The organism is Mycobacterium dioxanotrophicus, from assembly GCF_002157835.1.
GTDB classification, from domain to species: Bacteria; Actinomycetota; Actinomycetes; order Mycobacteriales; family Mycobacteriaceae; genus Mycobacterium; species Mycobacterium dioxanotrophicus.
The window spans coordinates 36841-59734 of sequence record NZ_CP020810.1 but is presented as its reverse complement, the minus strand read 5'-3'; the positions used below and the strand labels follow the sequence as shown (position 1 = coordinate 59734).

Genomic DNA, 22894 nt, shown 5'->3' with positions numbered 1-22894 from the left:
CCGCAAGGCTAGGAGGGCTTGTGGAACTGGCGTACGGACGAACACATGCCGGATCTGCCGTCACCAACGTCCTGAGACACCACATCTAGACAGAGGAGACCAACGTGACGACCCACACCGCGCAGATCATCGAGGGCAACCGCGGCACTACGCTGACTCGGCGCCGACGCCGGGGTGAGTTCGCAGCGCCTCTTGAGGGGAGTGTCCTGGCAGATCGCCTGTACTGGGGAATGTCGAGGCTGGTCAACCACGGATGGGTGGTTGAACAGTTCGGCCCCGACGGATGGTCAGTCCGCGATAGCGCGGGCCAGCGGCACACGGTGCGAGCCCAGTGCGACGGGGGCAGGGAACCGATCCTGCAACTGCATGTGGGCCGACTGCTGGTCGAGCTGGTCGAGTTGTCGCCCGACGATCGCGCCGCCGTCGTGCGTCGGGTCGCCGCCAATCTGCTGCTGCACATGCCTGCTGGCAGAGCGAATCCCGACGATGCGCACCAGCCGTGGTATCTGCCGGTGGCGGTGGGTGCGCAGCCCTGCGCCGAGGTGCGGCGGGCGTACTGGGCGGCGATGACCTTGACCGACGATTACGGATGGCAGATCACCGACGTCCATGCCGACGGTTTCGATGCCGTCACGCCCGGGGCCACCAGCCCGACGGCGTTTCGCCGGCGGCGGCGGGGCACGGGTACGACCGCGGACACACTGGTGCATCTGCTGCCCTCGATGAGCGGGCACGTCGCCGAATTGGCTGCTCTGGTGTCGGCACATCAAGCGACGACACGCATGACCCGCCAGCCGGTCGGGGGACCGCGATGACCACCATGAACCTGGCCCCGAACCGGCGGATCAGTCTGGCCTGCGGCGACACCACCTGGACCGAAGACCACACTGCAACGACCTTTCGCCAGATCGCCCACGCACTCGACACCGGCGACATGTTCGCCGAGACGGTGCAGGGCGATCAGCGCACGGACCGGCAGCGCTGGGCGAGCGCCGTGCACTTCGCGGTGCGTCTGGCCGGGCGCAGCGAGGAACTGCTGGCCTTTCGTGACCGCTGTGGTAGTCACGGTACCGGATGCTCCTGTGGGATGGTTGATCCTGGCGGCATCGGCAGTGTGCTCTGCGATTATGCGCAGGCTCCCGAGGACCCGGTGGCTGCGCCGGGTCATGCGATGGGGTTGACGCTGCGCCGACCGTGGGCGTCGATGCTGATGGTACCCACCGAGGCAGGCGGCAAGAACGTCGAGAACCGCACCGACACCACCACCTACCGAGGTCCGGTCCTGATCTACGCCGGGGCTCGCCTCGATCAGGCCGGGGTCGAGCTGGGAAGGCGACAAGGTTTGCAGTGCATGGACTTTCATGCCGCTCAGCAGGGCTGGTTGGGCGCTGCGGTGCTCGTTGACGTTCACCGTGCCCGCGGGTGCTGCGCCCCGTGGGGTAACACCCGCAAGACCCAGCAGTTGTATCACTGGGTGTTCGAATCCCCTGTCCGGTTGGCCCGCCGTCCGTGGCGTGGTGGGGCACGCGGGTTCGTTGGCCTGCAACAGGTTTCCTGGTCGGCACTGATCAATCCAAAGGTGTATCGCGGCGCATGAGAGGAGAAGGTGTGATGGACGACGACCACGACGACGGCTGCGACCGTGGCGGACCGCTGCGCACCGAGGCCGACCGCCTACTGCAGGCCAAGTACCACCAGATGGAACGCGACCGAAACAAGCGCAACAGGCTGAGCCGGATCGTAGACGTACTCGATGACGTTGCCCCGCAACACCGCCCACGCCCGCACCACCTGACTGAGGTCGCCAGCTTCTACGGTGTGCACCCACGTGCGGTAGTGACAGTGCTGCGCCGCCACCGTGAAGAGTTCGAATCCGACGGTTGGCGCGAAAACGATCCGCACGGCCGCTGCGGTGACTACTGGCCGGACGAGGCGGTGGTGCGGGCGGGGCTGCTGCTGGAGCGATCCGCAGTCGCCGACCAACTACGTCACCTCCTGGGGCAGGGGAAGCTGCCGCTGGTGTACTCACTCAGCGATACGCGGATCAACCAGTGCCAGCGGCTGTACCGCAAAGCCATGACTGTCGTGGGGGATGTACATGATCTGAGTCCTGATGAGCTGTGGCACAGCCTGCAGCAGACCGACCGCTACGAACTGATGGCACTGGTGGTGGCGCTGGCTGCGCTCATCGACGACGAGACACCCAGCCCGGGACGGTGGCTGCGCGGGCTGAGCACGCCCACGGGCAAGCGCAAGGACGGCAGCATTCGCCGCGGTCTTGCACTGCTGATTCCCGTGCGGCAGAACACCGACGAGCGACGCCAGCCCCGGCCCGGAGCCGCGCTGGACTCAGCGTCCACCCGCGCTGTGGCGCAATGAGAGCCGACACCGCAGTGGTCTCCCCGCTGGCCGAGCGGACAGCTGGCGCTCAGGAAGCGGCGGCCCGGATCGCTGGGATGCTGCCCGACCACACCCACTACGTGCAGTTGCAGTCCGGGGGCTTGGAGGTACTGCTGCACAAACCGCCCAGCCAGGCCGAAACCATCAACGACACCGGCCTGGACATCGTGACGTTTTGGAGGGTGCTGCGCGACCGCCCCCACGACCTGGCCCGCGTGTGCACGTTGACCCCGCTGAGTCGGATCGAGTTCGACACCGCCCGCGGTAGCGGTTCCTACCTCGGCGTCAGCGACCTTGAGGCCGCCCGCCGGGTGTGGGTGCTGCTGAGCCAAAGCGCCGACGGGCCTGCACGTCTACGCCCACAATGGCGAGGGATACGACGTCGTCGACAGCACACTGAGCCGCGCGCTGACATCGCAACAATGGAGACGCTGGCCCAGCGCCTGAAGGAAGTAACCCTGGAATGCCAGCCTGCGGTCAACGTCGTGGAAGCTCACAGCGGTCGTAGCGGCGTGTGCTTCTACGCCGATCTGCGGGCGAACCAGTTCGGCGCCCAAGGCGCCGATCCTGGTGCGGCCTTTCGCCCCGGCCCCGACGTGCTGCTGTCGGCGTTGGCCAAAACTAAAGCGGCAGTCGTGGTCCGGGTGGATCACACCGGCGTCGAGATGACGGCGCCTCCCGGTTGGGCACAGGCCGCGCTGACGGTGCAGAGCGGGCATCCGGTGCGGCTGTGGTCGAACCGACCGCTACCAGTGCAACAGCCGCTGTTCGACGTCGATCCCGCCGCAGCTGGCAAGGAGACGCCGTGACGCGGGCAGAGACGTACCAACTGCGGGCTCAGCTGCTTGAGCTGCTGCGGGAGGCCGGCCACCCGATCAATAGCGCGGCGCTGGCCAGAATGCTGCCGTGGCACACCGAGCGGTTAGACCTCGGCTGCGAGCTGGTCTGCCTGGCTCCGCGCCACAACCGCGATCTGGAAGTGGTGGAGTGCCACGGTAACTGGCACGTCGTGCGCCGCCCGCGCTCCTCCCAGGACTCGGGAGCAGGCATCTACCGCCATCTGAGAAGCCTCGCCCGCGAAGGCCTGGTACGGGCCATCAAGCAGGGCCCGCGCCGGGTCGAGTGGGAGTACATCGCACGACTGCGCTGATATCCACCGGCCGTGGCGCGGGTTGCAGCCCGTCTATGTCTCTCTCCCTTCGGGGATCGGAAAAACCGCCGACGGCGAGGGCTCGCGCCGATTCGCTTCACCGTCGTCGGCGCCAGAGTGGATGTCGGAGAACCCACCCCGCCCAAGTCCACGGTTGCTTAGTTGTTCATCATCCGGTTGAGCGAACTCTCGGCGTCGCCGCGCATGTTCTGTAGCCGGTCGTGCACGCCGTGGGCGCTGCGGTGGTTCTGGATGAGGCGTTCGTATTCGGCCAGGGCGGCCGCGATTTCGGGGGTGTGCTGCTGCGGGTCTAGGTCGCTGGCCTGGGTGACTGCGGCCTGCAGGTCGGGGGACTGGGATGGGAGAGGGTGGTTGCGGATGGTGTGGTCGGCGCTGAGAGTGCGCGACCACGGCAGGTCTTTGTTGAGCAGTCGCAGTAGCGGCGCCGACGGTGCGGTGGACCATTGGCGGGTGTCGGTGTCGAGGAGCACGAGGCGGGCATGTGCGCTCACTGCGCTCTCGGCGAGGTCGGCAATCTCGGTGGGGGCCAGGCGCTGGGCGTGATCGACCACGACGATGGTGCCCGGTGGTGTGGTGGCGGGCTCGAAGTGAAGTGTTGCGGCGTCGACCATCGTGGGGTGCAGTGCTGGAGTGTGCGGGTCGTCGAGGGCGTCGGCGGGAGCTGACCAGACGATGTGGCGATCGTTGGCCGCAGCGGCGGCGTCGAGGACGGCCATCTGCGGGATGAGTTCGGCGCGGTCGGTGGCGGTGACGGGTGTGACGGCGAAGGGGTTGGCGGCCACGGACGTTAACGCGGTGCTGGCCGATAGCTTGGCTAGTGCTTCGGGGTCGAGGTGCAGTGGGGGCTGGAAGGTGTTGTGGCCGGCGGCGGCGAGCACTCGCAGTTCGGTGGTGATGCGGGGGAGTTGTTCGATGATGTGATCGGCGGTGCGCATCTGGGCCTCGGCGAAGGCGCGTGAAGCGGCGGATTCGGCGGTGAGCAGTTGGTCGAGCCGGCGGCGCAGTTCGGCGCGTCGGGCGCTAACAAGTTTGGTGTCCTCGTCGCGGCATCGGGCTAGCAGCGCATCGACGTCGGCGTGGGTGATGATGTTGTCTGCGCCGCCGGCTGCGGCCTCGCGGCGCTCGGTGGCTTCCCGTAGTGCCGGATACCAGCGTTCGGCTGGTGTCTGCTTGGGCAGCACCTCCTCTTTGAGCCATTTGAGGTGCTGGGCGGCCGAGATGACGTCGAGCGGGTCGCTGTCGGCGTCGGCGCGCAGCGTGTCGTAGTTCTGTTGGGCGGCGTCGATCAGCGCCAGGTTGCTGGTGTAGGTCTGGTCGTCGTCGTGCCAGCGGTCGATGACGGATTCGATCTCTGCCAGGTAGGGGCGGTCGGCGTCGGCGCGGGCGCGCATCGCCGTGATCTGGGGGCCGGCGGCCTCGATGGCGGGGCCTCCGGTGGTGGACTGCACCTGGGTGGCGAGGGTCTCGTAGTCGGCCAGGGCCTGCTCGTAGCGCTCCCGCAGTGCACGCACATCATCCTGGGCGGCGGCCAGTGCGGCGGCCGGGGTGGGTCGCGTGGTGGACAGGGAGTCGAAGTCGATGTAATCCTCGGCCGCGGCGTACTCGTCGTCGGGCGGGGCAAGCCACAGGTCGTCGTGGGGGTCGGCGGGCAGGTCGTCGTGGAAGCCGAGGGCAGCGGCAAGCACGTCAGGGTCGGCGAGCGCGTCGGTCAGCACAAGCGGATCGACGGCCGGATGGGGATGTTCGGGGTCCGGGTGCAGGTGTTGGAGTTCTTCGTATTCCTCGTCGGTCAGGGGCGGCTGCTCGGGTGTTGGGATGTCGTGGTCGTAGGGGGCGTCGGTGGTGAACAGATCGATGGAGTAGGTGAGCAGGCGGGCGTACTCGTCGGGGCGAAGATGGTGTTTCAGTGAGGCGTCGGCGTCGGCGAGGTGCTCGGCGGCGACCTGAAGCAGATCCAGCGGTTGCCACCGCTGGGGGTCTGCGTTGGCGATGGCCGAGACCAGTGCGGGGAACGCTGGGTCGGCGGCGATGGTCTCGGCCAGGGCGCTGCCGAAGACGGTGTGCAGATCGGGTAGCCAGTCTGGGCGCAGCCCGTTGTGGGCCGTCTCGACGATGGCCGGCGACAGCGTTCCGCACAGTCGCCACCACAGGGCGGCGGCGGGAAGATCGTCGGGAAGTGGGCGTTCAGCGGCCGCGGTGAGGACGAGTTGTTGGACGTCGACTCCGGTGCGGGAGGCCTCGGCGAGGTGGGTGGCCAGCTGTGGCCAGAACGGGTCTCTGCGGATGTGGGGGTTGATGGAGTCGACCAGCTTGTTGTAGCGGCGGTGGCCGACCTGGGCGCCGACGACGGCGGCGGCCCGCTGCTCCAGGCGGCGTTGGGCGGCGCGCAGACGCGCGGGGTACTGCTCGGCTCCGGCGATGCGGGTGTCTGCGTCATCGACGTCGGTGGCGGCCCGGTAGACGGCCAGATCGGCGGCCAGTGTGGGGTCGGTGCCGACGATGGGTCGCGCCCAGCGGGGTGCGGTGGCCGTCGTCCAGGCCGCCACGTCGGCCCGCACGGCGGTGTCGAGTTCGCGGATCAGGTCGGCGCGGCGGCTCAGATACGGACCCCAGTGCGGGTTGGCGCGTAGCCGTGAGGGGATCGCCGGAAGCCACGGCAGCGGGCCGGTGCCGCCGGAATGAGAGCCCGATGGATCGAGTCGCCAGTCGATCACCGCGGCGGGATCGATGGCGTCGCTGAAGTCCCCGGCTCGCACCACAGCGGTAAGGCGCTTGAGTGGGTTGTAGCCGTTGGCGGCGATCAGCGACAGGTGCTGGCGCAGCACGGGCCACGCCGTGGCCGTGGTCAGGCCGGGCAGAATCTCCTCGGCGTGACGGTCGAGCGCGGCCTGTTCGGCGGGGGTGAGGAGCTGCTCGGCTGCCGCCCCGACGGCGTGGTTGTACATGTGCGCTGCGGCCGAGAGTCGCCGGCGTGGGTCGGCGGTTTCGCGCTCCAGCGAGGTGGCCGATACCTGGGCTGCGTCGCGGCTAAGTGCCCGGGTCAGTACGTCGACGGCGGTGTCGGGGTGGGTGGCCTTCGGGGTCAAGATGCGGTGTGGATCGTTTTCCGCGGTGGAGAAGTAGATGTGGTTTTCGCGCACACCACGGGTCAGCGCGGTGTAGATCTGCTGGCGGCTGAGCCGGTCAGAACCGACGGTGTGGCAGCGGTGGCGGGCCGTGGCGCCCTGTGCGCTGTCGATGGTGGCGGCGTATCCGAGGGTGACGTGGGCACGCACGTAGTCGCCGGGAAGGTGCCGGTGGGCTCCGGAGTCCAGGTGGGTCACGGTCAGTGATCCGTCGGGTCCGACGGCGGTGACTTCCCACCGATAGCCGTTGCGGACGAAGTCGTTGGGGCCGACGGTGAGCATCCGCGCGTTCTTCTTCGTGAACACGATGTCGCCGACGCTGGCGCGTGAGCCACCGGCCAATTCGGCTTCCAGAGTGGGTGCCTGGTCGCCCAGTGAGGTCAGTCGGTGCAGTCGGGCACGCTCGTTGAGTTCGGTCACCAGGTCGTGTGTGGGTGCCAGCAGCAGGGAGTGGTGGCCCTGTTCGTTGTCTTCGCGCCAGGCGTCGAACGCCATGTCGAGGGCCATCGCGTCGGTGCCGACATGGACTCGCTGGTGGTCGATGTAGAAGGCGATGCCCGAGGGATCGCCTTCGCGCAGCGCCAGCCCGGCCTGGGCTTCGGCGGGTGAGGCGAACCGCATCACCTGCGACAAAGTGATGGCTCCACTGCTGTGGGCGAGGTCGCGCAACACGCCGCCGGCGCTGATCGACGCCAACTGTTTGTCGTCTCCGATCAGCCGCACCGACGCACCTCGGGCCAGCGCGGCTGCGATCACCGCGTCGAGTGCGAGGGTGCCGGCCTTGCCCGCTTCGTCGATGATCAGAAGGGTCGTGTGGTCGATGCGGTCGAACCATTCACGGGCGGGATCGCTTGCATCGGCGTGCGGGTTGTTGTGCAGCCAGTTGAACTTGTCCACGGTGTCGGCGACGTCGATGTCGATCTCGTCGCGCAGGATTTGGGCCGCACTTGCGCTGGGGGAAAGCCCGATTACGGTGCCACCGGCGCCCTCCCATGCCCGCGCCAACGCCGACATCGCGGTGGTCTTCCCGGCGCCTGCCGGGGCCAGCGCGAGCATGACTCGCTGACCGCGGCTGGCCATCTGGCGGACCAATTCGGCTTGGCCGGCGTTGAGTTCGCGGCGGTGTGCGGCTTCCGATAGCAGCGCCATTTCGACCTCGGTGGGATCGACTCGTCGGCCGTCGGTGAGGGTGGCGGCAGCCAGGATGCGTTTCTCGGCGGCCAGAATTTCTGCGCTGGTGTAGGTCTGGCTGCCCGCCAGTCGGTAGACGCTGGTGCCGTCCTTGCGGCGCAGCAGTGCCGGTTCACCGAGGTCGGTGTCGGGGCTGCTGGCGTGGCGGATACTCAACGGTTCCGACAGTGCGATGTCGGCGATCTGCTCGGCCAATCCGTCGGTGTTGGCGTGCCCGGTGGAGCGAATGACTCGCAGCGCTTCGGCGAGAACGTGGGTGCGTTGCCAGGTTGAACGCGACTGGGAGACGGTGGCGATGACGCGCTGCGCCTGGGTGGTGAGCCACTCGGAGGTGATGGTCGAAGCGGCGCGGGCGCGCCCGCCGAGGCAGCGGCCGAGCATCGCGTTCAATGCCTGCTCGTCACCGAGAAGTCCGATCGCTTGGGCTCGCCATTCCTGGCGCTGCTCGGCGAGGGAACGGGGTTCGTGCTTGGCTGCGCGGGTCGAGAGGTTGGCTTGTTGGAACAGCGCGATCGACTCGGGCGTGGTCGGTTCGCGGCCGTGTTCGGCTTGGAACTTCTTGGCCAACACGGCGTATTCGGCGTCGATGGCGGCCCGCCGGGAGGACCACAGCTCGAGCAGTTCAGGGTTGACGCCGACGACTTCGCGCACCTCGCGCTTGCCGTCGGGGGTGTGTGCGCGTGAGGCGAACCGCATCCCAAGTTCGGCGCCCAGGTAGGCCTCAAGGCGGGTGTTGTACAGCTCCGAGGCGGCGACGGTGGAGGCGTACAGGGGTCGTCCGTCGAGTGCATACCAGCGCCAGATTCCGTCGGTGCCTTGTGCGCGCACCTTGTTAGACACCGCGACGTGCGTGTGCAGACCGGGGTCGGATGCGCGCGTGTCACGGTGCAGGAAGTGCGCCGCGATGAATCCGTCGGTGTCGACCTGGGCGACACCTTGCGCGCCGATGCGCGTGTAGGCCGCGTGGTCCTGCAGGAAGTTCTGGGCGTCCTCGACGGCGCGGCTGTGGCACTTCTCGATGATCTCGGCGATGCGCAGCGGGGCCAGCGCGTAGAGCGCGGACACGCTTTTGACCGGGGTGTAGGTCATGTCGTAGCCGGCCACGGAGGTGGTGAGCTGACGGGTACCGCGGGCGATGTATCCGGTCAGCTCACGTTCGTCTGCTGGGGGTCGGCCGTGTTCTTCTTCGAACATTTCGGTGGCGATACGAGTTCGCATCGCCGCCCGCAGGTCTTCCTCAATAGGGGCGTTCCAGTGCTTTCCCTCACTGATGTTGTGGTCTCGGAAGGCCACGGCAAGCCGTTGCTGCAGAGCCGTTTCCCCGGCGTTGACGTGGAAGGGGCGGCCTAGTTTGACCGCAGCCAGCGCACCGTTGCGGGTCGCACCCTGGGCCATCAGGTGCCGCGCCAGCGGGGTCGCGTTGGGGTGGACCCCGAGACCGAACAGATTCTTCATCTGATCCTCAGTGACCTCGGAGCCGGCCTCGACGTTCCACAGCTGCGCACCCTGGTCGGTGTGGGCGCGGTGCTGCATACCGGCGGCCAATCCGGCCAGGCCGCGCCCTGCCCACCGTCCCGGTGTCTCCCCCTTCGACGAGTAGTAGTCCCCGAGGGAGTCGGGTCCGGTGTGGGTGCGGTCATGGGCAGCGACCTGCCGCACCAGATACAGGTATCCGGTGCCGGCAGTCAGCTTGTGAATGCCCATCACGGCTCGGACGCTAGGCAGCGGTGATGACGATCCCAAGCCTGCGACACCCCCTGCCGCACAGCCCTCGTTACCGTTTCGTGACCTGAGTGCAAGAGGTGTGTGGGACAAAACGGGGGCTGGAAGGTGAAGGTGCTGGTGGGACTGGGTGTGAGGTGAAAGTGGGGTGGGGTAGGGCGTGATGAGGGCAGGGGGGTTGGAAGGGTGATTACGTCAGCAGGGCTGGTTAAAGTCCGCAAACATGGGCAAAGCAACGACGAAATCAGGGAATCTGCAACGGGCTTTGGAGGCGCGGCATCGCGCGAATGCGGAGCGGGAGGCGCGGGAGCGTGCGATTGTGCAGTCGCTCAAGGAGTTCCTCGACGAGCTGGACAAGCTCGAGCACACCGAGCAGGCCGCGGCCAGGGACGAAGAGGCGGCGCTGGCCAGGGCCGCCGAGCGGATCGCCCGGATCGAGCGGGAGTTGAACGAACGGCTGGAGCGGATTCGGCGTAGCGCCGAGGAGAAGGCGACGGCGATTCGGCTGGCGGCCGGGGCGGCGGCTAAGGTATTGCGGGCCAACGGCGAAACGATCGCCGGTATCGCTGCGCAGAGTGGCCAGACGCAGGCGCGGGTGCGAGAACTGTTGCGTCTGGCCGAGAGTGAACAGCACGAGGCCGGCGGCCAGGCACCGCGTGCCGAGCATGAGGATGTGACGGTCGCAGACGGCGGCGTGGATACTGCTGCGCCGGGTGGTGACACGGCGCAGCAGGGTGAGGACGCGGCCGTGGTGGATCTAGCCACCACGGCGCTGAGCGCCTGACGATCAGTCGGATGAGACAGGGCCGCGAGTTGGTCGTCGACCCGGTGCGTCATGCCAGCGAGATCGCTCAGTTTTTCTCACACGTGGTGCGCGGTCCTGGGCAACAGGACTGCTGGCTGTGGACGGGCGCCATCGGGACAGATGGATACGGGCGCTTCGCATTGCGGCGCGGCGGCTGGCGGCACGCGGTGATGGTGCGGCCGCCGCGCTACGCGCTTGCGCACGCACAGGCGGGGGAACCGCTACAGGGGGATGTGCGTGCGCTGCACGAATGTGATGTCACATTGTGCGTGCGCGTGGTGACCGCGGAGGAGATTGGTGCCGGGGTGCGCGCACACGTGATCGCGGGCACCCAGCAGGAGAACATGGAGCAGATGGTGGCGCGGGGCCGCGGCGGTGGCCGGCCGGCGGTGATCGCGCGGGGCGCGGGTGTGAGAGCCCGACGGGAGCGGGCGTTGGCGCTGCGAGAGGCGGTGCGGTCGGGCTGGGATGCGGCCGCAGTGGAGGCGGCGATGCTCGGGGCGCAGCCACGGTTGTGGTGATCGGCAAAACGGTTGTCGAGTGACGGGTGCGGAGTTCGACTCCGCGCCCGTCACAGTTTTGTGGGTCGTTGGATGGTGGAGAGGCCGGCTCGGCCGTAGGTCGGCCGCCAAGGGAAATCGGCGATGGCGGGCCGTGCAGCGGTACTGGTGGTCGTACGCGGCGGGCTCTTGGTTGGGTGGGCAAGAAATGAGCTGGCCCGCCCTTGGGTGAGGACGGGCCAGCTCGGCGGATGGGTTAGGCGTCGGGATCTGCGCTGGTTGGGGCGATGATCGCTTCGGCGTCGGCGAAGTAGTAGCCGGCGTACTGCATTTCCGAGGGTGTTGAGGTGGGATCGCAGAGGACCTCGGCGGCGTAGTCGCGGGCGGCCAGCGCGTATTGGCGGCGGCGGTGGTCGTCGACGGCGTTGATGGCGGTGTGGATGTCGGCGCGGGCCAGGGCCAGTGACAGGCGGGTGCTGTGGGCGGCCGGGTGCACGATCGCGGCGCCGGGATGGTTGGTCGGGTCGTGGGCGGTGTTGTTCGACGGGTCCGTGGTGGCGCTGGCGATGTTGGTCATGACGTGTGCTCCGTTCGGGTTGGTGATGCGGTGCGCCGGTTAGCGCTGGGGTGCGGCCAATCGGTCGAGGGGTGGGGGGTCAACCCCGGAGAGTCCGCGCCGGGCGCAGCGGGGTTTTCGGCCCGCGAGCGGGAGCGAGCTTGATTGGGCCGAAAAGGTCACTCGGCCCGCGGCCGATTAGGCTGGGCACCCCTGCTGACGGGTGAGGGTGAGGGGCTACGGACGCGCTCGCCGTCAGGCGGGCATCCGGCGCCCGCCAGGGCGACGGCGCCGCACAATAGGGGTAGGCGTCAAGCCGCATCGAACAAGCTCATCTGTCCTGAGGGGCGCACGGTGAGGATGCGTTGGCGCCAGGCCAGGGCGTAAGGCAGGCAGTTGTTGCACGAGGCGTGGGTGTGGCCGGGCAGCGGATCGCTCATTCGCGCTGCCCAGCTCCACGCCATGGAATCGGCGCTGAGGACTCTGTGGCCGTAGCGCTTGAGACCGGAAAGCTTCAGCCCGTAGGCGTGGAGTGGGATCTCGGGGTCGTGGCGCTGGATGGTCGACAGGATGACGTCGATCTCGGCGCTGGCCTGGCGGCGGCACATGGTGCCGACGCCGACGAGGAAGCACTGCGACAGATCGACGCCGGCGGCGTAGTACATGTCGACGCATCGCCGATAGTCGTCAGCTGACCATCCCTGTAGGACCGGCACGTAGGGCACGTCGAAGTCGGGGCCGGGCCAGAGGTCTTGCAGTTGTTGGAAGTTGGCGATGGTGCGGCGCTGGTGCTCGCGCACGCTGAGCCCGGTGCGGGCGAGTTGTTCGGGTTCGCACATCCAGTCGCCGGGCGAGGCCCATTCGAGGTTCCCGATCTCTTGGTCGTAGCGCCAGACCGCGGTGTTGTAGTCGCGGGCGGTGGTGCGCCATTGGCCGTACATCGACAGTTCGGTGAAGCCACCGGAATCGAGTGCCCATCCGGTGAGCGCACGCGGGAAGCTCTTGCGGGTCGCCAATCGGCGATGGGAGATGAACAGCGGGACGTTGGCCTGGCCGAGCCAGCGCACCTCACTCGTTCCGAGATAGAAGTACTTCATTGGCGGTGGTCCTTCGGTCCTGTCGGTAGTCGGGGGGTATGGGGCGGCGGACCCGGTGGGGGTGGGGGGAGCACCCCCCACCGGGTGGCTTCAGCCGACGGGTTGCAGCGTTTCGCCGGTGACGGTTTCGATGACCAGGCCCACGAGGTCGCGGGCGGCGGGCGGGGTGACGGCGTTGCCTGCCAGCCGCACCTGCTCGCGCCTGGTGCCGACCATGCGGTAGTGGCTGGGGAAGTCCATCGCGGCGGTGATCTCGCGGGGCTCCAGCATCCGGAAGTAGACATCGTTGATGTCGATGACCGGCGGCGGTGTGGGGACCGGGCCGCGGTTGAGCAATCCGTGTCGTTCGAGGGTGGTGACTGTGGGCAGCGGATGGTCGACGGTGCTGTTGCCGCCGGATCCGTAGAAGCTCGTGATGAGGGGGCGGGTGCGGTCGGCGTAGACCAGGCCGTGGTGGTTGCCGGAGGCGGTGACGGTGGCCAGCGGCTCGGACACCGCGCGGGCGTCGCTGGATCCGCCGCGCAGTTCGGCGACGAAGGCGGGGAAGGCGATGCCGTCGTTCTCGCGGGTGGTGCGGGTCGGGATCGGCTCGCTGGTGGGGATGGCCTCGGTGCGCCAGGTGCCGCCGGTCGGGACCAGCAGGCCGGTCTCGTTGCGGGTCGTCATGGTGCGGGCGGGCTGATCGACGGGGACGGCGGTCTTGCCGTCGCGTCCCTCGACTGGGACCAGCATCGGGGTCCAGAACCGTTCGATTCCGGCGGCGATGCGGGCCATTGTCTTGTCGGCCAGCGGGCGCGTGCGGTCGCCGATGCGGGTGCCGGTCAGCGACCAGTCGATGATCTCGGCGGCGGGCCGGAACAGCGGCTCCACGATCTGGTTGCGGCAGGTGGTGTTAGGGCACCGGTAGACGTACTGGGAGCGGTACTTGCCCCACTTGGGGCGGTCCTGACGCTTGAAGACCTGCATCGCACGGATCGGGCCGCACTCGGGGCAGACCGCGTGTGGGGACACCAGCCGCGACACATCGGGGCGGGGGTCTGCGGTGCGGGTGAATACCGCGTAGAAGCGGTCGCGGGACTGCGGGGCGCCGGGCCCGAAAAGCTGGGCGTGCATGCTGTTGAGGTAGACGAGCTGCCCGGTGTAGCCGATGGATTCCATCGCCATGCGCCACGCCTGGAACGGCGGCCAGAACACCACGTCGACAACGTTCTCGACGATGACCGCGATGTATTGGTGGTACTCGGCGAAGCGGACGACATCCCACATGGTGGCGCGGGAGCGTTCGGCGGCCTCCTCGGGCAGCGTCTCGCCGAACAGGTCGGGCTGGGCATCCTGGCGCTTCTTGCCTTGGGCGATGCTGTGCTTGGTGCAGCTCGGGCTGGCCCACAGCAGGTCGGTGTTGGGGAAGTACCGGGGGGTCGATCTGGGAGAGGTCGGCCTGGATGTGGTCTGCGTCGGGATGGTTGAGGCTGTGGGTCTCGATGGCTTTTGCCCAGTGATTGGCGGCTGTCTTGACCGTGACGTTGCCGAACGCTATTGCGCCTGTGGAGCTTCCACCGGCTCCGCAGAACAGGTCGGTGAGGGTGAGGGTCATCTGGACGGGCCTTTCTCGAGGGGGGTTTCTGGAGCGGGTCGGGGTGGGTGGGTCAAAACGGGGCTGCGTCGGAGGCAATGGGGGCTCCGGGGCGTCGGCGGGGAAGGCAGTAGCGGCGGGCGTAGTCCCAGCGGGCGGCGATCTGTTCGGCGGTGGTCATGGCGTCGGCGTCGGCCTGGGCTTGGGCGTCGGCGATGGCGCCTTCGCAGTGGTCGCACAGGACGCCGAGGATGTGCAGGGTGTAGGTGATTCCGCCGTGGCCTTCGCGGATCGAGTGGCAGGTGCAGGTGCTCATCGCCGGTCCCTTCTTCCTGAGTGGGTGCCTATAGCCTACCATGAATGGGTGGCTATAGGCAACCAGATATGGCGGCGTCACCCTGTGGCGCAGTGTGTTTCGGGGTGGCCGCGCGGTGGCTGTTGTTCAGGGGGTCAGCAGGTCTCGCCTTGCAGCTCGGGCCCGATCTCGTTGCGTGGCTCCCACTGCTGTGTGGCCGGGTCGTACTGGCCGAGTGTGATGGTGGGGTGACCGGCTGCGGCGTCGTGGCGGATGTAGAGCGACCCGTAGAGGCGTCCGTTGATGCTCAGATAGAGGTTGCCTGCGTATGCGGCGGCGTCGAAGTCGCCGTACTCGTTTGCGGTGCCGAGGTCGAAGGTGATGGGCGTGGCGGTGCCTTGGTCGATTTCGACGATGGTGTGCGTGCGTGCGGGGGTGGGTGTCATCGCGGTGTCCTTTGGTCGGCAGGAAGGTTGTCAGCGCAGGGTGGCGAACAGGTCGAGCTGGACGCCGGCGGCGGGGTACAGGGCTTGGCGCAGCAGTGTTTGCGACCAGGTGCGCAGTTCGGCGGCGCGGTGGCGGTGCTCGGCGTCCTCGTCGGCGCTGGGGTGGTGGCGGGCGCAGGGCCCGCTGTGAGCGTTGGGGGCGGTGTGCGCGTAGGGGCAGTAGCACCATTCGCGGGTGCGCTCGCGCTCGGCACCGTGGGCGTCGAGGCATTGGCGAATCTCGGCGTGCAGGCCTGCGGGCAGGCTGCGGCCGAGCTTGCGGACCTGGGCGGCGGTGACTTTGACGCGCATCTTGTCGCGGCCGGGGCTGACGAATTTGTCTGCGACGGTCCAGTAGCTGGTCATCCAGTCCGGGGCGCCGTCGGGGGCGGTTGGGGCCGTGGCCCCTCCGGCCCGGGCGAGCAGAGCTTGCATTGCGTGGTCGTCGATCATGGCCTCCAGCAGCATGGTTCCGTTGGTCCGTGCGACGAAGGCGATCAGGTGGCGCTGTTCCTCGCTCAGAGTCGCGGGCATGACATCGCCTCTGCCGTCTGGCGGATCACCGCGTCGATGCGGTCGGGCCGGTGTCCGGCCCACGACTGCCCGTTTGCGATGACCACGGGCACGCTGCGGTAGCCGAGGTCCTCGAGGAGTTGTGCGGCTGCGGTGTCGACGGAGACGTCGATGGTGTCGATGCGCACGTCGGCTTTGTCGAACTGACGGGCGGTGGCGCGGCATTGCACGCATCCGGGCTTGGTGTAGAGGGTGATGGTCATCGCGGTTCCTCCGTCCTGGTTGTTGAGGTGGCTGGCGTGGATGTCGTTCACGGTTTGGAGCCCCGGTCGATGTCGCCTTCGGTGTAGGTGAAGGTGTTGCCCTGGCTGTCGCGCATCGCGTACCAGTAGTTGGCTTTGGACCAGGCTGTCGTCCAGTCGCTGCGCTCCCATCGCAGGACGTTCCACAGGTCGCGGTCGGCGCCGCCGGGGTGGAACGCCGCGCCAGCCTGGGGCCGGTAGAAGTGGTTGAGCACTGCGATGAGCGTGTCGACGGTGTCGGCCTCGGCGGCGATGGTGTCGAGGGCTGCGTGGTAGAGCGTCCAGTAGTCGCTGTCCAGCAGCGTCGAGTCGCACTCACCGCAGGTCTGGCTGAGGGCTTCGACGGCTGGAATCGGTGTTGGGAAGGCGTCGCTGGTCACTGCGGTGCGGTCGATGCCGCGGTCCTGAGCAACGACGTCGAGCACGTGTTCGGTGTCGTCGTACTCTGCGCCTTCGGTGATCGGCAGGATCGCCGCCTGGGTACACGGCGGGCACAGCTGCCGCTCGCGGTAGCGGTAGGCGGGCACAGCGCGGGTGGTGATCGACTGCGGCTCCGACATCGGTGGCTCCTCTCGACGGGGTGGATGCCTATAGCCTACCACTTACGGGAGGGGATCGCCACCCATTAGCGTCGCGAATCCGCTGCGTATCAACCTTTTTGGAACAGTCCACGGAATGACAGGGGCGTGCGGCGACTGCGCGTGACTCGCGCTGAGACACGCTTCGGCAGGCGGGGCGTGGAGGCCTCATCGTGGCGAACGGGGTTGACGGTCAACCTGGCCACCGCTGCTCTCAATGCTTCGATCTCGGCGACCATCTCAGGAACGAGCGTGCGTGCCTCAACGACGAACCTCGCGTTCTCCTCTGCCTTGTCGTGGCTCTCGATGCGGAATCCCGGAGTGAAGTCACCGAGCCAGATGATCGGGTACCGTTCGTCGATCTCCCACGGGCCGTAGGTCACTGCGTGCAGGGCCGCCTTGGCGCGGGCCACGATGTCGTCGGTCATTTCTCCTCCTGTGCTTGCGTTGTGGGGCTGCGTCGGCGGTGGTGGCTGGTGGACGCTTGTCGGCTTGGCCTGGGTGCAGCACGGCCCTTCGCCGTCAGGCCGGGCCGGGCTGGGCTGACGGGGTGGTTGACGTTGGGCGAGGTGCGGCCAGGCGTATACGTGCGGCACGGTGCCAGCCCGGGCGCTGGTGGGTCAGGTGGTGTAGAGGTGGTCGCGGCGGTCGGCGCAGTCTCCGCAGTAGCCGTCGAAGCCTTCCCCGTCGTCGAGCGGGTTGGTGCAGCCGTCGGTGGAGCAGTGATCGCAGCGAGGGCAGAGCCGGTCGGGTCCGCGTAGGGGCAGGTCGCACAGGTCGCAGAACTCGGCGTCGGGCCAGGCTCGGTGGCAGGCGGCGGGGGCGTCGGGGTGGTCGAGGTCGATGAGCACGGTGGCGATGATGCGGAGTTCTTCGGGGGTGAGGGCGCGGCAGCGTGGGTCGGTGCTGGTGCCCAGGTACCAGGCGGTGCGGTCGGTCCAGATCCGTACGTAGGGGCCGGCGGTTCGGTTCTGCTCGGCGGCGGTGCGGGTGGGGTGGGTGCTGATGACGTCGTCGGCGCTGTTGACGATCGCCCAGCGGCGGGTGTCGAGCTTGCGGACGGTCCAGTCTTGTGGCGGGTTGCTGAAGTGGTAGCGCACGCTGTCGGCGAAGCGGTCGGAGACGGTCATGGTGGGTTCCTTTGTGCGGATGGGGATTTGGGTTTGTTGGGCTGTCGGTGTGGTGTCAGGTGCGGCGGATGTGCCATCCCAATGCGGTGGGCACGACCTGGCGGCGGGGGTAGGTGATGGGCAGCAGGTTGGTGTGCTGCCACTGCACGAGGACCCCGCGGTCGGTGACGGCCTCGACGGTGCCGGCGAGGCGGCCGACGCCGGGCTGGATGGCTGAGATGGCCTCGCCTGGGCGGGGCAGCGCGGGCCCGGTGTAGGCAAGGTCGGCGGGGTCTTCGCCGGTCAGGGCGCAGCGGGCGGCGATGTCGGGGACGAAGTGGGCGACCAGTTCGTCGGCGAGGTCGATGACGGCCTGTCGGCTGATGGCGCGGCTGATGTCGTCGGCCCCGGCGGCTTCGGCTTCGTAGAGGTCGTCGCGGGCGACGAAGTAGGCGTTGAGCAGCTCGCACAGGGCGTCGCCGGGGATGGTGGGCAGGACTGGGGCGGGGGTGGTCATGGCAGGCTCCTTCCAGGGGTTTTCAGGCCGCGTTGACGTAGGCGTGGTCGGTGAACAGGACTGCTGCGGCGGTGTGCACGGGGCGGCCGGTGATGGCCAGGTAGAACTCGGGCCGTTCGTGCGGGCGGTACACGAGGCGGGTGGGCTGGTCGAGGGTGACCTCGCTGAGGCGGCCGACGATCCAGGCGTGGACCTCGCGGGCAGCGCCAGCGGCGATGCGCTGCTGGGCGGCGATCCGCACGTGCATGGCGCAGTCGAGCAGGCCGACGACCTGGGCGTGGGCGACGACGGTGCCCTTGTGCGGGCCGTCGAGCGCTTTGATCGACCAGGCACCTTTGTGGAGGTTTCTGTAGACGGCGACGCGGCGGCCGGCGTGGGGATCTCGCCCCTGCACGGGGTGAATGATGTTGGCGGTCATGGTCGGCTCCTGACTGGCCTGGGCGGTCATGCCCCGAGGGGGTGCAGGTCAGCAAGCGCGATGAATGCGCCCTGCTGGCCTGCTTGGGATTCGGCGACGATGTCGGCCATCGACAGGTCGGCGCGGAAGCGGTGCCCGGTCTCGGCTTCGACCTGGGCGTAGCGGCGGGCCAGCTCGGGGTTCAGGCGGGCTGAGCACACCAGGTCGGCGCGGGAGGCCAGGACGCAGAACCTGCACGACAGGCGCGACATGCCGTCGATGTAGGCGCGGTGTGGGCGGGTGCCGGCGGCGCGGATGCGCTCCCAGACCTGGGTGGTGGACCAGTGGTGGATGGGATACCAGTCATCGACGCGGCGGCGTCCGTTGGAGGCGGCGGTGTTGGGGGAGTATGCGAGTCGGCGGGCGCGGGCGCTGCTCTCCTCTGCGCGAAGGCCCATGACGTTGAGCAGGTGCACGGGGCGCCCGGTGATCTGGCCGCTGTCGCGCAGTTCGGCGACCAGCTTGGTCATCACCTTGCGGATCGGGCCGCGTTTGAAATCCGATGTGCACCATCGCTGGGAGGCGCTGGGCCACATTCCGCGCTGCTGAACGTGGTCCAGGATCGTGTAGAGGGCTCCGTCGCGTTCGCGTCGGGCCAGTTCGAATCGCAGGCCGTAGTGGGCGGCGTGCTCGGCGGCGAGTTCGGGCACCCCGTCCCATTCGGCCTCGCCCAGATCGGCGTGGACCACGACGACGCGGTGCAGCACTTCGGCCTGGCGGGCGGCGTGGACCACCACGTCGAGGCTGGCCTGGGAGTCCTTTCCAGCGCTGGAATTGACCAGAATCACGTCGTAGCAACGCAGGTCGGGCACGTCGCCGGTGGTCAGCGTTCCGGTGTGGCGTTCGATGGAAGCGGTCATGGGGCCTGCCGATCCTCTCTTACTGGGTGGCTTTAGCCTACCATATATGGTAGGCTAAAGCCACCCAGTAAGAGAGTTTGGAGGTACCGATGTCCGGCACGGGCTCAACGGAATTGGAGCTTCCTGGGATCGACGACGGCGCGCGGCGGCCGTCAGTGGTCGTGTCCTACGGGCTTGGGTTGGACAGCACGTGCCTGTTGCTGCGGTGGTTGACCGAGCCGCAGACGCGGGACTTCGACCTGGCCGACATGGTGGTCGTGACCGCGATGACCGGTGACGAATTCGCGTCGACTGCACGCGATGTCGAGACCTTTATCTGGGGTCAGATTCTGATGTTCACTGTTGTTCCCGCTGAGGCGAGTTGGCCTGGCTTGGCGTGATGGGTAACAGGCTGGGCTGCCGGTGTTTCCGGTTAGGGGTTGGTTGGTGCGGTCTGGCTGGCGCGATGGTTCGGGAGCCCGTCGCTTCGTCGCCGCCATCATGGCGGGCTGCCGTCGGTGACGGGTGCGGTGACTTGTTGGGGGTGGGTGCGGGTGTTGGTTCTTAATGGCGGGTGGCTAGTTGTGGTGGTGTGGAGTGGCTGGTGGTTGTTGGGCGGTGGGTGGCTCGTTGGGGCCACCAGCTGGCTTCGCGTAGGAGTGTGGCGATGGCGGGGACAGTGAGGGTGCGCACGAGGAAGGTGTCGAGTAGGAGTCCGCAGCCGATGATGAGGCCGGCTTGGATCATGATGGCCACTGAGCCGACCATGAGGCCGAACATGCTGGCGGCGAAGATGAGGCCGGCTGAGGTGATGACGGAGCCGGTGTTGGCGACGGTGCGCAGTACGCCGACGCGGATGTTGTGTCCTGATTCTTCGCGTAGTCGTGAGACGAGCAGCATGTTGTAGTCGGCGCCGACTGCGACCAGGATGATGAACGCGAGTAGTGGTACTGGCCAGGCGATTTCGTGTCCGAGTCCCCATTGGAAGATGAGGACGCCGATGCCCAGTGAGGCCAGGTAGTTGAGCACGACGGTGCCGAGCAGGTAGAGCGGGGCGAGCAGGGCGCGCAGTAGTACGACGAGGATGAGTCCGACGATGAGCAGTGTGGCGAGGGCGAGTTGGGTGAAGTCGGCTCGCAGCAGTCGTTGGATGTCGGAGTTGACGGCGGGGAACCCGGCAACGGAGACGGTGGCTTGGTGCAGTGAGGTGTTGGGGCGTGCGGCGTTGGCGACGTCGGTGATTTCGTGTGCGAGGCGGGTTGCTTCGGCGCTGTAGGGGTCGTGGCTGGTTTCGATGGCAAAGCGTGCGGTTTTTCCGTCTGGGGAGAGGAATTGTTTTGCCATATCGGTGAATTGGCGGTTTTGGAAGGTGTTGGCGGGCAGGTAGAAGCCGCTGGAGGAGTCCGAGTTGGCGGTGGCGCGGGCGGCGTTTTGGAGTTGGGTGGCGATCTGGCTCATCCCGGACAGCATTTCGATGTTGCTGTCGGCCAGTGCGTGGACGCCGGTGGCCAGTGCTTGGGCGCCTGAGGCGAGTTGGCTGATGCCGTCTTGGAGGCGTCGGATGTTGCCGGCCAGGTCGGCGGGGTCTCCGAGGGTTGCGAAGGCTTTGTTGAGGGAGGTGACCGCGGTGTGGACGGTGGCCAGGGTGCCGGCGACGGTGGCGTTGGTGTCGGGGTTGTAGCGATCGCCGAGTTCGGCGATCTGGGTGAACAATCCGCTGTCGCGCAAGCTCACCAGTGTCTGGACTTGGTCGCGGATCTGGGCGCATTGGGGTGTGGTGGCACACCACGGGGAGGTGTTGAGGGCGCCGGTGAGGGGGTCGAGGACGGCGATGGCGTGTTGGGCTTGTTCGGCCAGGGGGCGCAGCCCGGGACCGGATTGGATGGCGCGGTCGACGCCGGGGGCGGTGGCCGAAAGTTGTTGCAGCAGGGGCCGGAACTGTTGAATCTGGGTGCCGGCGGACTGGGCTTGGGTGAGTGTCGCGGTGAGGGGGGTCAGGGCGGTGCGCAGGGTGGTGTCGAGTTGGGCCAGGCCGCCGGCGAGTTGGTCGGCGCCAGCGGTGAGCTTGGCGAGGTCGTCTTTTCTGGCGTTGCCGTCGGCGACGGCGCCGGCCATCTTGTCGCCGATCTGGCCGTTCTGCCAGGAGAGTTGGGCTTGTTCGAGGCGGGCTCCGGTGGGGCGGGTGACGCCGGACACTGTGGTGACGCCGGGGATCTGGGAGACGCGGGAGGCCATTTCGTCGAGGTCGGCGAGCCCTTTTGCGGTGCGCATGTCGGTGGGGTTTTCCACGACGAGGAATTCGGTGATGACGATGTCTTTGGGGAAGTGGCGGTCGAGTAGTTGGTAGCCCTGGTTGCTGGCGGTGGTGGCGGGCTGGCCTTTGCGGTCGTCGTAGCTGATCTTCATCGTTGTTGTGGCCGCGGCCAGGGTCAGCAGGATGACCAGGCTGGCGATCAGCAGGGGCACGGGTCGGCGGACCACCGCGACCGCGACGCGGTTCCAGTAGCGGCGGGTGCGGTCGGGTTTGGGGTCGCCGATGCCGCGTCGGGCGGCCAGCGCCAGCACCGGTGGCAGCAGCGTCACGGTGGCCAGGAATCCGAACATGACGGCCACCGCGCAGGCCGGGCCGAGGGCGGCGAACACGCTCAGTTGAGCGAACACCATGGCCAGGAATGCGAAGGCGACGGTGGCCGCCGAGGCCAGGATGACCCGGCCGATGCTGGCGGTGGCGTGCACGATGGCCTGTTCGGGCGGCACCTGTGCGCGGCGCTGTTCGTGGTAGCGGCTGATCAGAAACACCGTGTAGTCGGTGCCGGCTCCCAGCAGGATCGCGGTCATGAACGCCACGGTGAATTGCGAGACCGGCATTCCCAGCTGGCCCAGGGCCGAGAGCACACCGCGCCCGACGACCAGGCTCACCGCGATCACCAGCAGTGGCAGCAGCGCGGTGAACACCGAGCGGTACACGATGAGCAGGATCACCGCGATCAGGCCGGCGGTGGCGATCGAAATCAGCACCAGGTCGTGTTCGGCGGCCGCGATCTGGTCGCTGAACGTGGCGGGCGGGCCGGTGACGTACGCGGTGGTCGACGTGCCGGCGAACACGTCGGCGGCGATGTCGCGCACCGCTTGCACGGATTCGGCGGCGGCGGGATCGCCCAGGGTGCCGGCCACCCCGACCGGCAGAAACCAGGCCTTGCGGTCGGCGCTGACCGCCTGCGTCGCGGTGATCGGGTCGGCCAGCAGGTCCTGAACCAGCAAGACGTGGGCGGTGTCGCCGCGTAGCCGCGCCACCAGGTCCTCGTAGCGCTCCCGCGTCGCGGGGGTCAGCCCGGCGGGGTCTTCCATCGCGACGAACACCATGGTCTTGGAACCTTGTTCGCCGAACGCCGCGCTCATCCGGTCCACTGTCTGAAACGACGGCACATCATGGGGGAGCAGCTCCGCCGATTGCTGGCGCACCACGGTTTCCAATTGGGGAAACAGCAGTGCCAGCACCACCGCGACGCCGAGCCAGGCGCCGATCACCAGCGTCTTGTGCCTCACCGTGAACCTCGCCAGCGCCGCCAACCGCGCGCTGTACTCGCTGGAATCCGCCGGTTCGGCCGAACGGCGGTATCGCCGCCGAGCATTCATCGCGGTGCCCGAACCATCCGGAT

The 22894-nt window shown here is 67.9% G+C and carries 22 protein-coding genes and 1 pseudogene; 8 read left to right on the top strand and 15 right to left on the bottom strand.

The window, feature by feature from the left end; genetic code table 11:
• Positions 1-104 precede the first annotated feature (104 nt).
• The 5 genes from BTO20_RS36955 to BTO20_RS36935 are packed head-to-tail and all read left to right on the top strand — an operon-like array spanning position 105 to position 3550.
• Positions 105-815: a hypothetical protein gene (locus tag BTO20_RS36955; protein ID WP_232491359.1), complete on the top strand. Its 711-nt coding sequence runs from the start codon at positions 105-107 to the stop codon at positions 813-815.
• Positions 812-1597, top strand: coding sequence for an ASCH domain-containing protein (locus BTO20_RS36950; protein WP_087083346.1), 786 nt, complete (start codon positions 812-814; stop codon positions 1595-1597). Before BTO20_RS36955 ends, BTO20_RS36950 begins: the two co-directional genes overlap by 4 nt.
• Entirely contained in the window at positions 1594-2379 is a 786-nt protein-coding gene (locus tag BTO20_RS36945; protein WP_232491358.1) for a hypothetical protein, read from the top strand. Before BTO20_RS36950 ends, BTO20_RS36945 begins: the two co-directional genes overlap by 4 nt.
• Positions 2376-3209, top strand: a complete 834-nt coding sequence (locus BTO20_RS36940; protein WP_087083344.1) for a DNA adenine methylase — start codon at positions 2376-2378, stop codon at positions 3207-3209. The genes BTO20_RS36945 and BTO20_RS36940 overlap by 4 nt, the downstream gene beginning before the upstream one ends.
• On the top strand, positions 3206-3550 hold the full coding sequence (locus BTO20_RS36935) for a hypothetical protein (protein WP_087083342.1): 345 nt from the start codon (positions 3206-3208) through the stop codon (positions 3548-3550). The genes BTO20_RS36940 and BTO20_RS36935 overlap by 4 nt, the downstream gene beginning before the upstream one ends.
• A gap of 158 nt (positions 3551-3708) precedes the next feature.
• Here the strand turns inward: BTO20_RS36935 and mobF are convergent, their stop codons facing one another.
• Positions 3709-9591 carry a MobF family relaxase gene (gene mobF, locus BTO20_RS41180; RefSeq protein WP_087083340.1) on the bottom strand — a complete coding sequence of 1961 codons (5883 nt, stop codon included), beginning with the start codon at positions 9589-9591 and terminating at the stop codon, positions 3709-3711.
• A gap of 241 nt (positions 9592-9832) precedes the next feature.
• On the opposite strand from mobF, the gene BTO20_RS36925 reads away from it, so the two are divergent.
• Entirely contained in the window at positions 9833-10393 is a 561-nt protein-coding gene (locus tag BTO20_RS36925) for a hypothetical protein (protein ID WP_232491357.1), read from the top strand.
• A gap of 11 nt (positions 10394-10404) precedes the next feature.
• A complete protein-coding gene (locus BTO20_RS36920; RefSeq protein WP_087083336.1) occupies positions 10405-10935 on the top strand; it encodes a hypothetical protein in 531 nt (176 codons plus the stop codon).
• A gap of 235 nt (positions 10936-11170) precedes the next feature.
• On the opposite strand, the gene BTO20_RS36915 is transcribed toward BTO20_RS36920, so the two are convergent.
• The 13 genes and pseudogenes from BTO20_RS36915 to BTO20_RS36855 form a co-directional block, all read right to left on the bottom strand.
• On the bottom strand, positions 11171-11491 hold the full coding sequence (locus tag BTO20_RS36915) for a hypothetical protein (RefSeq protein ID WP_087083334.1): 321 nt from the start codon (positions 11489-11491) through the stop codon (positions 11171-11173).
• Between the two features lie 290 nt (positions 11492-11781).
• Positions 11782-12567: a deazapurine DNA modification protein DpdA family protein gene (locus BTO20_RS36910; RefSeq protein ID WP_087083331.1), complete on the bottom strand. Its 786-nt coding sequence runs from the start codon at positions 12565-12567 to the stop codon at positions 11782-11784.
• 90 nt (positions 12568-12657) lie between these two features.
• A pseudogene (locus BTO20_RS36905) lies at positions 12658-14161 on the bottom strand (DNA cytosine methyltransferase).
• Between the two features lie 52 nt (positions 14162-14213).
• Entirely contained in the window at positions 14214-14456 is a 243-nt protein-coding gene (locus BTO20_RS36900) for a hypothetical protein (protein WP_087083329.1), read from the bottom strand.
• Between the two features lie 134 nt (positions 14457-14590).
• Positions 14591-14881: a hypothetical protein gene (locus tag BTO20_RS36895; RefSeq protein ID WP_087083327.1), complete on the bottom strand. Its 291-nt coding sequence runs from the start codon at positions 14879-14881 to the stop codon at positions 14591-14593.
• Between the two features lie 30 nt (positions 14882-14911).
• Positions 14912-15454 (bottom strand): hypothetical protein, encoded by a 543-nt coding sequence (locus BTO20_RS36890; protein ID WP_087083325.1) that lies wholly within the window; start codon positions 15452-15454, stop codon positions 14912-14914.
• Positions 15439-15747 carry a glutaredoxin family protein gene (locus BTO20_RS36885; RefSeq protein ID WP_232491356.1) on the bottom strand — a complete coding sequence of 103 codons (309 nt, stop codon included), beginning with the start codon at positions 15745-15747 and terminating at the stop codon, positions 15439-15441. Before BTO20_RS36885 ends, BTO20_RS36890 begins: the two co-directional genes overlap by 16 nt.
• On the bottom strand, positions 15744-16295 hold the full coding sequence (locus BTO20_RS36880; RefSeq protein ID WP_087083323.1) for a hypothetical protein: 552 nt from the start codon (positions 16293-16295) through the stop codon (positions 15744-15746). The genes BTO20_RS36885 and BTO20_RS36880 overlap by 4 nt, the downstream gene beginning before the upstream one ends.
• An 89-nt stretch (positions 16296-16384) precedes the next feature.
• The gene (locus BTO20_RS36875; protein ID WP_087083321.1) at positions 16385-16741 is read right to left on the bottom strand and encodes a hypothetical protein; all 357 of its coding nucleotides are present in this window, start codon (positions 16739-16741) and stop codon (positions 16385-16387) included.
• 192 nt (positions 16742-16933) lie between these two features.
• Positions 16934-17443 carry a hypothetical protein gene (locus BTO20_RS36870; protein WP_087083319.1) on the bottom strand — a complete coding sequence of 170 codons (510 nt, stop codon included), beginning with the start codon at positions 17441-17443 and terminating at the stop codon, positions 16934-16936.
• A 55-nt stretch (positions 17444-17498) separates the two neighbouring features.
• Positions 17499-17939: a hypothetical protein gene (locus BTO20_RS36865; protein WP_087083317.1), complete on the bottom strand. Its 441-nt coding sequence runs from the start codon at positions 17937-17939 to the stop codon at positions 17499-17501.
• A gap of 22 nt (positions 17940-17961) precedes the next feature.
• Complete coding sequence (locus BTO20_RS36860) at positions 17962-18357, bottom strand: hypothetical protein (RefSeq protein ID WP_157680449.1); 396 nt, start codon at positions 18355-18357, stop codon at positions 17962-17964.
• Between the two features lie 26 nt (positions 18358-18383).
• A complete protein-coding gene (locus tag BTO20_RS36855) occupies positions 18384-19256 on the bottom strand; it encodes a phosphoadenosine phosphosulfate reductase domain-containing protein (RefSeq protein ID WP_087083314.1) in 873 nt (290 codons plus the stop codon).
• Positions 19257-19345: 89 nt separating this feature from the next.
• On the opposite strand from BTO20_RS36855, the gene BTO20_RS36850 reads away from it, so the two are divergent.
• Positions 19346-19636 (top strand): hypothetical protein, encoded by a 291-nt coding sequence (locus tag BTO20_RS36850; RefSeq protein ID WP_232491355.1) that lies wholly within the window; start codon positions 19346-19348, stop codon positions 19634-19636.
• A 163-nt stretch (positions 19637-19799) separates the two neighbouring features.
• On the opposite strand, the gene BTO20_RS36845 is transcribed toward BTO20_RS36850, so the two are convergent.
• On the bottom strand, positions 19800-22871 hold the full coding sequence (locus tag BTO20_RS36845; protein WP_087083462.1) for an MMPL/RND family transporter: 3072 nt from the start codon (positions 22869-22871) through the stop codon (positions 19800-19802).
• Between the last annotated feature and the right edge of the window lie 23 nt (positions 22872-22894).

Coding starts and splice junctions, on each gene's coding strand:
- BTO20_RS36950 (WP_087083346.1), top strand. CDS start 812: ATGACCACCATGAACCTGGCCCCGAACCGGCGGATCAGTCTGGCCTGC.
- BTO20_RS36945 (WP_232491358.1), top strand. CDS start 1,594: ATGAGAGGAGAAGGTGTGATGGACGACGACCACGACGACGGCTGCGAC.
- BTO20_RS36940 (WP_087083344.1), top strand. CDS start 2,376: ATGAGAGCCGACACCGCAGTGGTCTCCCCGCTGGCCGAGCGGACAGCT.
- mobF (WP_087083340.1), bottom strand. CDS start 9,591: ATGGGCATTCACAAGCTGACTGCCGGCACCGGATACCTGTATCTGGTG.
- BTO20_RS36925 (WP_232491357.1), top strand. CDS start 9,833: ATGGGCAAAGCAACGACGAAATCAGGGAATCTGCAACGGGCTTTGGAG.
- BTO20_RS36920 (WP_087083336.1), top strand. CDS start 10,405: ATGAGACAGGGCCGCGAGTTGGTCGTCGACCCGGTGCGTCATGCCAGC.
- BTO20_RS36915 (WP_087083334.1), bottom strand. CDS start 11,491: ATGACCAACATCGCCAGCGCCACCACGGACCCGTCGAACAACACCGCC.
- BTO20_RS36910 (WP_087083331.1), bottom strand. CDS start 12,567: ATGAAGTACTTCTATCTCGGAACGAGTGAGGTGCGCTGGCTCGGCCAG.
- BTO20_RS36900 (WP_087083329.1), bottom strand. CDS start 14,456: ATGAGCACCTGCACCTGCCACTCGATCCGCGAAGGCCACGGCGGAATC.
- BTO20_RS36895 (WP_087083327.1), bottom strand. CDS start 14,881: ATGACACCCACCCCCGCACGCACGCACACCATCGTCGAAATCGACCAA.
- BTO20_RS36890 (WP_087083325.1), bottom strand. CDS start 15,454: ATGCCCGCGACTCTGAGCGAGGAACAGCGCCACCTGATCGCCTTCGTC.
- BTO20_RS36880 (WP_087083323.1), bottom strand. CDS start 16,295: ATGTCGGAGCCGCAGTCGATCACCACCCGCGCTGTGCCCGCCTACCGC.
- BTO20_RS36875 (WP_087083321.1), bottom strand. CDS start 16,741: ATGACCGACGACATCGTGGCCCGCGCCAAGGCGGCCCTGCACGCAGTG.
- BTO20_RS36870 (WP_087083319.1), bottom strand. CDS start 17,443: ATGACCGTCTCCGACCGCTTCGCCGACAGCGTGCGCTACCACTTCAGC.
- BTO20_RS36865 (WP_087083317.1), bottom strand. CDS start 17,939: ATGACCACCCCCGCCCCAGTCCTGCCCACCATCCCCGGCGACGCCCTG.
- BTO20_RS36860 (WP_157680449.1), bottom strand. CDS start 18,357: ATGACCGCCAACATCATTCACCCCGTGCAGGGGCGAGATCCCCACGCC.
- BTO20_RS36855 (WP_087083314.1), bottom strand. CDS start 19,256: ATGACCGCTTCCATCGAACGCCACACCGGAACGCTGACCACCGGCGAC.
- BTO20_RS36850 (WP_232491355.1), top strand. CDS start 19,346: ATGTCCGGCACGGGCTCAACGGAATTGGAGCTTCCTGGGATCGACGAC.
- BTO20_RS36845 (WP_087083462.1), bottom strand. CDS start 22,871: ATGAATGCTCGGCGGCGATACCGCCGTTCGGCCGAACCGGCGGATTCC.